This is a genomic window from Leyella stercorea DSM 18206 (genome assembly GCF_000235885.1).
GTDB lineage: Bacteria > Bacteroidota > Bacteroidia > Bacteroidales > Bacteroidaceae > Prevotella > Prevotella stercorea.
Window position 1 is genome coordinate 4,238 of the sequence record NZ_JH379383.1, and the last position, 9,516, is coordinate 13,753.

Here is a 9,516-nt window from a genome sequence, read left to right on the forward strand (position 1 = left end):
CTCGACATTGGTGCAGGAACGGGACGCTACACCTCGGCTCTTATGGCTGAAGGCTATCGGGTGAAGGCGGTGGAACTGGTGCGTCGCAATATAGAGGTGTTCTTGAAGCGTGAGCCTACGGCTGATGTTGTGCAGGGCGACGCGCGCAATATGCCGTTTCTGCCTACGGGGGCTGCTGACGTTACGCTGTTGCTCGGTCCGCTCTATCATCTCATCGGCGATGAGGAGAAGCTGAAGGCCCTGAACGAGGCAAAGCGCGTTACAAAACCAGGCGGACTGATTTTTGTGGCTTACTTAATGAACGAATACAGCATCCTGTCGTATTGCTTCGACGAGGACAGGATAGAAGGACTGATGGAGCGTGGGGCGGTAGACGGGGATTTCCATATTCAGGCTCAGGCAGACGAGCTGTACGACTATGTGCGTATAGACGACATCAACCGACTTGACGAACGTGCCGGCTTGAAACGTGTAACCATCTTCTCGCCTGACGGGGCTTCCGACTATATGCGCACGCGTCTCAACCGCATGAGTGACGAGACGTTTGCGCGTTTCATAGAATATCAGAAGTGCATCTCGGAGCGTGCCGACCTTATTGGAGCCGGCAGCCATGTGGTGGATGTTGTAAGAGTTTGAATTGTTGAATAAGTGATAGATTTATGAAGACCCTTCCATACATAGTATTCAGTTTTCTTATGCTCTGCGCATTGTGCACAAGCATAAGCAGCTATCGCAGAACAGAACACATGATAGCGCAGGATGTAAATAGAGCATTGGAGCAGGTTCTTGCGACGATGCCCGACAATGTGGTCACTACAGATACCATACGCTGCTATCGCAACAACCTCACCATAGCCGAGTTGAAGGACACGGCAGGAATAGCCATGCGTACCGTGCGTATGGATGGACGTTGGGAGACCCGGCTTGTGGCAGAGGCTAACTGTGGCTTTGCCACCACCTTTGGGATGTCCGATCAGAGGGCATCAGGTTCTATATTGTTTGTCGGTATGCTATGGCTGTTATGTAGTTTGTGGTACGTAAGGAGGAAAGGACCGGAGCTGGTGTCGCAAGGCATATCATATGGTGGTATTGTCTTCCGTAACGATACGTTTATGACGCAAAGGGGTGAGCGGATTCGTCTTACGCCTATGCAGCATTCGCTGCTCGAAATGTTTATGACGAACGACACGCATACGCTATCGAAACAGGATATTTGCGAGCGGCTATGGCCGAAGAAGCCTGATGCAAGCGATACGCTCTACACGCTGATAAGACGCATAAAACCTATTGTAGAGGCTAATAGCAGGTTGAAGATAGAGTCGGATAGGGGCAGAAGCTACAGTCTGAGACTCAAGTAGATAGCCGTTTGTCAGCCACTTGTCAGGGAAATGTCAGACTAATCGATAGGATTTCTTTTAAGAGAAGTCTACTTTTGCACCAGAACAAAATTTGGTGCAAGATGAAACGATTGATTACACTTTCTATTATTATGTCTTCTGCATTCGGTGCTTATGCCCAGGATGTGGAGGGGCGCGTTACGCTCGATGAAGTTACTGTTAAAGCAGCTAAGGTTGTGAACAAAGCAGACGGTATGATAATATATCCTACCGATGTTCAAAAGCGGTATTCCAACAATGGTTACAGCATTCTTGAGAAACTATCGTTAGCCAATCTGCGTATCGACAACATCAACCACACGATTACGGCTATCGACAATAGGGGAGAAGTTCAGCTCCGAGTCGATGGTGTCGTAGTGGGCAAGGTGGAGATGTTGGCTCTCGATCCGAAGGACATCGCAAAGATCGACTACATAAACAATCCTGGTGTGCGTTATGGTGACGACATAGCATACGTCATAAATATCATTACACGCAGAAGCGAGAGCGGCTATACCATTGGTACCGACCTTACGTCGGCACTTACCACTCTGCAGGGCGATGGAATGGTGTACGGCAAGTGGAGTCGTGGCAAGAGCGAATGGGCGCTCTCGTATGGTATGAGTAGTTATAAGACCAAAGGCGTAAAGAGCAGACAGACAGCAGAATACACGTTGGCTGACGGCAGCGTACACATAATAGACCGTAACGACGTAGAATCGCTTCGCAAATCGATAGCGCACGAAGCAAAACTTACCTACAACTGGGCGGATTCTACTGCCACAGTCTTCCAGACTTCATTGAGCGGAGCGTTCAACAACGCCCCCGACAACTACGATGTTAAGGATATTACGGACGGCACTCGCCAATACCGGGCAACAAGTCGCAACGCAGACAAGAGCTGTTCGCCGGTATTGGATATTTACTTCTTCCGCCAGTTCACCTCTCGCCAGTCCATTGCCGCCAATGCTGTAGGCACATATATCTACACGCAGACTGGTTCTTTCTATGACGAGGGCTCTCCATATAAATATAATGTGGACGGCAGGACGGCTTCGCTGCTCACAGAGGTGATCTACGAGAATCGATTGAAGCCTTTCACGCTCTCTATGGGCGTAAAATATAATTATAAATACATTAAGAACTCCTATCAGGGCGATGCTTCTTCTTTGACAAATACGGATAACAACCGCTTGTATAGCTTTGCCGAAATTAAAGGTACGCTCCGACAACTGCGCTATTCTTTAGGTGTGGGCGCAAGTTACATTCATTACACGCAGAACGGCCATAGATACAACTTCTGGACATTCCACCCGAAGGCATCGCTCACATATAACATCAGCAACAACGTACAGTTGAGCTATACGTGTCAGATGCAGGATAAAGTGTCTCGCATTGCGATGACGAGTGATGCTATGATTCGCACCAACAGTATGGAATGGACAGTGGGCAATCCCGACTTGAAGCCGTCGCATGATATGGAACACCGTCTGCAAGTCTCATACAACAACAACCGCTTGCAGACCTTCTTCGATGGCTACTTCAAGCAATGCTTCAAACCGAATATGGCTCACTATGAGCGGACTGGCGACAATCATTTCGTCTATACACAGACAAACCAAAAAGAGATTGATGCATTGAACGTTATGGCATACGCTGGCTACTGGCTCCTGCCCGAAAAGCTTCAGATTGCTGCTAACGGAGGATTGTTCAGATGCTTCAACTTCGGCAACGACTATACTCATTGCTATACCTCGTGGTTCTATGCTTGCAGCATCACGGCTTATCTCGGCAACTTCACATTGCAGGGATATGTTGACAACGGCAGCCGCTTCTTGGAGGGCGAATCGAAAGGATACAACGGATCCTATTCAGTCGTGAAAGCATCTTATACGTGGCGCGACTGCCAGTTGTCGTTGTCGTGGGCAAATCCACTTGACAATAACTACAAGGCATACGAGAACGAACTGCTGAACCGTAATCTTTATAAGCATACCATCGGCTATTCGAGGGGCAACGGCAACCAGGTGGCTCTAAGCATTTCGTGGCGGCTTAGCCGAGGTGGCAGGCATAAGGCTGCAGAGAGGAGGATAAGGATGAGCGATACGGATAATGGTATTATGAAATAAAAAAGTCTATTATTCTTTGCAAAAATGGTTGTATGTAAAAATAAAAGTATAACTTTGTGGACAATTTGATTAAATAAAACTAATTTGTCATGGTTAAAATCACATTTCCGGATGGTTCTGTTCGTGAGTACGAGCAGGGCGTAACGGGGTTACAAATCGCCGAGAGCATTTCGCCGGCTCTCGCTCGCAACGTTGTATCTTGCGGTGTTAATGGCGAAACAGTTGAACTCAACCGTCCGATCAACGAGGATGCAACTATCGCTCTTTACAAGTTTGAGGACGAGGAAGGCAAACACACTTTCTGGCACACTTCTGCCCACCTCTTGGCTGAGGCGCTGAAGGAACTCTATCCTGGCATTCAGTTCGGCTTTGGTCCGGCTGTGGAGAACGGCTTCTTCTACGACGTTATGCCGAAGGAGGGTGATGTCATCAGTGAGAATGACTTCCCTAAGATTGAGGCTAAGATGAAGGAACTGGCTAAGAAGAACGAAGCTGTCGTTCGTCGCGATGTGTCAAAAGCAGAGGCTCTTGCTGAGTTCAAGGCTGACGGTCAGGAGTACAAGTGCGAGCATATCGAGGAAGACCTCGAAGATGGCACAATTTCTACATACACACAGGGCAACTTCACCGACCTCTGCCGTGGTCCGCACTTGATGAACACTGGTGCTATCAAGGCAGTGAAGATTACGAGCGTAGCCGGTGCGTTCTGGCGTGGCGATGCAAAGCGCGACCAGATGACTCGTATCTATGGTATCTCGTTCCCGAAGAAGTCGATGCTTGACGAGTATCTCCTCATGCTTGAGGAGGCTAAGAAGCGCGACCACCGTAAGATCGGTAAGGAGATGGAGCTCTTTATGTTCTCTGACCGTGTAGGTAAGGGTCTGCCTATCTGGCTTGCTAAGGGTACACAGTTGCGTCTGCGCTTGCAGGAGTTGCTCCGCAAGATGCTTAAGCCGTACAACTACGAGGAGGTTATCACTCCGGGTATCGGCGGCAAGAGCCTTTACGTAACATCGGGCCACTACGCTCACTACGGCAAGGATGCTTTCCAGCCTATCCACACACCTGAGGAGGACGAGGAGTATATGCTCAAGCCGATGAACTGTCCTCACCATTGCGAGGTGTTCGCACGCAAGCCGCGTTCGTACAAGGATCTGCCGTTGCGCATCGCAGAGTTTGGTACTGTATTTCGCTATGAGAAGAGCGGTGAGCTTCACGGCTTGACACGTGTTCGTACCTTCACCCAGGACGATGCTCACATCTTCGTGCGCCCAGAGCAGGTAAAGAAGGAGTTCGAGAACATCATCGACATCATCCTTAAGGTGTTCCGCATCTTTGGTTTCGAGAACTACGAGGCACAGATTTCACTTCACGACCCGAAGGATACTGAGAAGTACATCGGTAGCGAGGAGATTTGGGCAGAGAGCGAGAACGCTATACGCGAGGCTTGCCGCGAGAAGGGTCTTGAGACTCACGAGGAGGTAGGCGAGGCTGCGTTCTATGGTCCGAAACTCGACTTCATGGTGAAGGACGCTATCGGCAGACGTTGGCAGCTTGGTACAATCCAGGTCGACTACAACTTGCCGCAGCGCTTCAAGCTCGAGTACACTGCAGAGGACAACTCTAAGCAGACACCGGTTATGATTCACCGCGCTCCGTTCGGTTCGCTCGAACGCTTCACAGCCGTACTCATCGAGCATACAGCAGGTCACTTCCCATTGTGGCTCATCCCTGATCAGGTAGCTATCCTCCCGATTTCGGAGAAGTATAACGACTACGCTCGCGAGGTGAAGGCGTTCTTCGACAAGGCTGGCGTACGCGCACTCATCGACGACCGCAACGAGAAGATCGGCCGCAAGATTCGCGACAATGAGCTCAAGCGTGTTCCGTACATGGTTGTAGTTGGCGAGAAGGAGGCTGCAGAGGGTCTCGTTTCTATGCGTAAGCAGGGTGGTGGCGAGCAGGCTACCATGACTAAGGAAGAGTTTGCAAAGCGCATCTGCGACGAGGTTGCAGAGCAGCTGAAGCTTGCTGAGGATTAAACTACGTAGGAGTCTACGGCATCCTTGCTGTGGATATGTGGTATGAGAAAGATTGCTCACACCTCCTATGCTATAATTTATCAATGCCCATTAATCAGATTTCAATGTCTGACTAATGGGCATTTCTTTTATCGCTTTTTCAAGCGAAGTTGAGGTGTTGAGGTGAATAAAAATGGGGCAAATTTTTGCTATTTCGCATATAATAACTAATTTTGTACTTATGAGTGAACCATTAGCTGAAAGAATGCGCCCGCGCTCGTTTGACGATTATGTCGGACAGCAGCATTTAGTGGGCAAGGATGCCGTTCTGCGCAAGATGATTGAGAGCGGACGCGTCTCCTCCTTTATATTGTGGGGACCGCCCGGAGTGGGCAAAACCACTCTCGCACAGATTATTTCGCATCGTCTTGAGACACCGTTCTACACGCTTAGTGCCGTGACGAGTGGTGTTAAGGATGTGCGTGACGTGATAGAACGAGCCAAGAACGGACGCTTCTTCAATTCGGCTTCGCCAATACTCTTCATCGACGAGATTCATCGTTTTAGCAAGTCGCAGCAGGACTCTTTGCTCGGAGCAGTGGAACGTGGCATCGTCACGCTTATCGGTGCAACGACGGAGAACCCATCGTTCGAGGTGATACGTCCGTTGCTCTCTCGCTGCCAACTGTATGTGCTGAAACCTTTGGAGAAGGAAGACCTGCTGCAACTGCTCAACCGCGCAGTTACAACCGACGTTGAACTCTCGAAGCTTAATATCCAGCTGAAGCAGACCGACGCCTTGCTGCGCTATAGCGGTGGCGACGCACGCAAGTTGCTCAATATCCTGCAACTCGTCGTTGAGTCGTGTCCCGGCGATCAGATTGTGATAGACGACGAGATGGTTGTGGCGTGCCTGCAGCAGAACCCGCTTTCCTACGACAAGGAGGGAGAGATGCACTACGATATTATCTCGGCGTTCATCAAGAGTATTCGCGGTAGTGATCCCGATGGTGCACTCTATTGGATGGCACGGATGATAGAGGGTGGGGAAGACCCGCAGTTTATAGCCCGTCGCCTTGTCATTAGTGCGGCAGAGGATATCGGACTCGCCAACCCCAATGCACTTCTGCTTGCCAATGCCGCCTTCGACGCGGTGATGAAGATTGGTTGGCCCGAAGGACGCATACCGCTGGCTGAGGCTGTGGTATATCTTGCTACAAGTCCGAAGAGCAACTCGGCGTATCTCGGCATCAACCACGCTTTGGAGATTGTGCGGCAAACCGGCAACCAACCCGTTCCGCTGCACCTGCGCAATGCACCAACAAAGCTGATGAAGGATCTCGGCTATAGCGACGGCTATAAATACTCGCACGATTACCCCAATCACTTTGCCCCACAACAGTATATGCCCGATGCGCTTAAGGATACACGCATCTGGCAACCGCAACATTCGCCAATCGAGGAGCGGCAGTATCAGCACATGCTCCAGTGTTGGGGCGATAAGTATAAGAACGAATAAAGTAATTCAACCAATAATATTGACAGGAATATGAAGATTGTAGTATTAGACGGTCAGGGTGTAAATCCTGGCGATATCTCGTGGAACAGAATTGAAGAACTTGGCGAACTTACCGTTTATCCGCGCACAGCGCCCGAAGAAGTGCTGCAGCATGTGGGCGACGCAGAGATTGCGCTTACTAACAAGACGGTGTTCGACGCCAACATCATAGCCCAGCTCAAGAACACGAAGTATATCGGCGTGCTTGCTACTGGCTACAACGTGGTAGACACAAAGGCGGCACGCGAGCGTGGCATCGTTGTGACGAACATTCCGGCGTACAGCACAGACAGCGTGGCACAGATGGTGTTCGCTCACTTGCTCAATGTCTCTAACCATGTAGAACACTATGCCGAAGAGACTCGCAACGGAGTGTGGAGCCGTTGTCCAGACTTCTGCTACTGGAATAAGCCGCTCTTTGAGCTTGCAGGCAAGACTCTCGGCATTGTAGGACTTGGAAACATTGGCATGAAGGTGGCGCAGATAGCGCAGGCGTTCGGCATGAACGTGCTTGCATACACAAGCAAGACTCCTGATCAGCTCCCAGAGGGTATTCGTAAGACAACGCTCGACGGACTATTCGGCGCTTCCGATGTCGTATCGCTGCATTGCCCGCTTACAGACACAACACGCGAACTGATGAACAATACTTCTATCGAGAAAATGCGTGACGGCGCGATACTCATCAACACTGGTCGTGGACCTCTTGTGAACGAAGCAGATGTAGCCGACGCACTTGCTTCGGGCAAACTCGGTGCTTATTGTGCCGATGTGCTTTCATGCGAACCACCATCGCCGTCAAATCCTCTTGTCGGTGCACCACATGCATTTATCACGCCACACGTGGCATGGGCTACGCTTGAGGCTCGCCTGCGCTTGATGGATATCGCCGTGAACAACATCAAATCGTTTCTTGAAGGCTCACCTACTAATGTTGTTAACTAAATATGATGCCTACAGAAGATATCTACCAGCCCCTACTTAACGTTATTGAGTTTCTGGGTACCTTCGCCTTTGCTATCTCCGGCATCCGTCATGCCGCAGCCAAGCGCTTCGACTGGTTCGGAGGCTTCGTATGTGGCGTTGCCGTGGCTATTGGTGGAGGTACGCTGCGCGATATAATGCTCGGCGTAACGCCGTTCTGGATGACTTCCTCTATTTATCTCATCTGTACGTTCATGGCGCAGATGTTCGTCATCGTCTTTGCGCGATCGTTGAAAAGTCTTGACAATACGTGGTTCTTCTTCGACACGCTCGGCTTGGCGCTCTTCACCGTAGCCGGCTTGCAGAAGACACTCGACTGTGGTCACGCCTTCTGGGTGGCTATAATCATGGGTACCATAACGGGTTCGGCAGGCGGTGTCATCCGCGACGTGCTGTTGAACAACGTGCCCGTCATCTTCCAGAAGGAGATATACGCTATGGCGAGCATCATCGGCGGATTGGCTTATTGGGCACTCGTAGAGCTTGGTTGCGATATGACCATTTCTGTTATCATCGCCTTCCTCCTTATCGTAGCAATACGCATCCTCGCCGTGAAGTACCACATCTCACTGCCAGTGTTGCGAGGGGAGGAATAGTTATATTGTGTAGCACGATGTGTAATACAAATTCAAATGAAAAGTGTTACACATCGTGTTACATCTATCTTATTATATCTTCGTTTTGATAGTCAGCCTCACCTAAGAACAGCAAAATTATGATTGCCAACAAAGGCGTTGCAAATAAACTCACCAAAACCCATAATGCAGCATTTCGATTCCTTCGATTAGCCATGACTGCCACTAAAATATACATCCCCACACATATGCCTATGGCAAATACACCTATGAGCAATCCAATTACAATTGTCAGTCCGGAAACTGCAAATAAACCAAGTGAAAAATAGTCGGTTGCTGATGTCGTTTCAGATGTTGGTTCTTCGGAAATGTTATATCCTATCAATTCAAATTTGATTTTAAACTTATGGGATCTGTCATAAGCAGCTTCTGAAAGATAATAGGAGTAGTTTCTGCCACGTTCATATGCAGCAATGTCTACCTTCTTTGTCATCCCTGGAGCAATTTCTATTTCGGATGAGAATTCTTCATAATCAAGGGCCCTCCCTTGCATATCAAGGTAAGTAATGCGGTAGGTGACATTATGAATGTCTGTTTGGGTATTGTTCTTCAATGCCAATGTTCCATGACGATCAAGCCAACCCTGTTCGTATGAAACCATAGTTACTGCATTAAGTGTATCCTTTGATGTTGCGGATATGCTTAATGATATTGAAAGCATAAGTACTGCTAATATTCCTTTTATATTCTCCTTTAAGATTTTCATAGTGAAATTTATTTGTTTATATTTGATATTTTCGAAGTTTTACAAAGGTACACATAAACTATTGGTTAGTAGATATTTTGGATCAAATAATATTGTTGTGTTTTTAA

General features: G+C 48.9%; 8 protein-coding genes. 7 read left to right on the forward strand and 1 reads right to left on the reverse strand.

Going from position 1 to position 9,516, the window contains the following annotated elements; translation table 11 throughout:
* From HMPREF0673_RS14655 to HMPREF0673_RS03070, 7 genes are all read left to right on the forward strand, one after another.
* On the forward strand, positions 1 to 636 hold a 636-nt coding region (locus HMPREF0673_RS14655), incomplete at its 5' end, for a class I SAM-dependent methyltransferase (protein WP_007897773.1).
* A gap of 23 nt (positions 637 to 659) precedes the next feature.
* Entirely contained in the window at positions 660 to 1,358 is a 699-nt protein-coding gene (locus tag HMPREF0673_RS03045; RefSeq protein WP_040596296.1) for a winged helix-turn-helix domain-containing protein, read from the forward strand.
* Between the two features lie 101 nt (positions 1,359 to 1,459).
* A complete protein-coding gene (locus tag HMPREF0673_RS03050) occupies positions 1,460 to 3,505 on the forward strand; it encodes a TonB-dependent receptor (protein ID WP_007897777.1) in 2,046 nt (681 codons plus the stop codon).
* Positions 3,506 to 3,594: 89 nt separating this feature from the next.
* Positions 3,595 to 5,547, forward strand: a complete 1,953-nt coding sequence (thrS, locus tag HMPREF0673_RS03055; RefSeq protein WP_007897784.1) for a threonine--tRNA ligase — start codon at positions 3,595 to 3,597, stop codon at positions 5,545 to 5,547.
* 220 nt (positions 5,548 to 5,767) lie between these two features.
* Positions 5,768 to 7,045 carry a replication-associated recombination protein A gene (locus HMPREF0673_RS03060; protein WP_040596298.1) on the forward strand — a complete coding sequence of 426 codons (1,278 nt, stop codon included), beginning with the start codon at positions 5,768 to 5,770 and terminating at the stop codon, positions 7,043 to 7,045.
* 30 nt (positions 7,046 to 7,075) lie between these two features.
* Complete coding sequence (locus tag HMPREF0673_RS03065; RefSeq protein ID WP_007897790.1) at positions 7,076 to 8,029, forward strand: D-2-hydroxyacid dehydrogenase; 954 nt, start codon at positions 7,076 to 7,078, stop codon at positions 8,027 to 8,029.
* Between the two features lie 2 nt (positions 8,030 to 8,031).
* Positions 8,032 to 8,664 (forward strand): trimeric intracellular cation channel family protein, encoded by a 633-nt coding sequence (locus tag HMPREF0673_RS03070; protein ID WP_007897792.1) that lies wholly within the window; start codon positions 8,032 to 8,034, stop codon positions 8,662 to 8,664.
* A gap of 64 nt (positions 8,665 to 8,728) precedes the next feature.
* Here the strand turns inward: HMPREF0673_RS03070 and HMPREF0673_RS03075 are convergent, their stop codons facing one another.
* Complete coding sequence (locus HMPREF0673_RS03075; protein ID WP_007897794.1) at positions 8,729 to 9,409, reverse strand: hypothetical protein; 681 nt, start codon at positions 9,407 to 9,409, stop codon at positions 8,729 to 8,731.
* Between the last annotated feature and the right edge of the window lie 107 nt (positions 9,410 to 9,516).

Coding starts and splice junctions, on each gene's coding strand:
- HMPREF0673_RS03045 (WP_040596296.1), top strand. CDS start 660: ATGAAGACCCTTCCATACATAGTATTCAGTTTTCTTATGCTCTGCGCA.
- HMPREF0673_RS03050 (WP_007897777.1), top strand. CDS start 1,460: ATGAAACGATTGATTACACTTTCTATTATTATGTCTTCTGCATTCGGT.
- thrS (WP_007897784.1), top strand. CDS start 3,595: ATGGTTAAAATCACATTTCCGGATGGTTCTGTTCGTGAGTACGAGCAG.
- HMPREF0673_RS03060 (WP_040596298.1), top strand. CDS start 5,768: ATGAGTGAACCATTAGCTGAAAGAATGCGCCCGCGCTCGTTTGACGAT.
- HMPREF0673_RS03065 (WP_007897790.1), top strand. CDS start 7,076: ATGAAGATTGTAGTATTAGACGGTCAGGGTGTAAATCCTGGCGATATC.
- HMPREF0673_RS03070 (WP_007897792.1), top strand. CDS start 8,032: ATGATGCCTACAGAAGATATCTACCAGCCCCTACTTAACGTTATTGAG.
- HMPREF0673_RS03075 (WP_007897794.1), bottom strand. CDS start 9,409: ATGAAAATCTTAAAGGAGAATATAAAAGGAATATTAGCAGTACTTATG.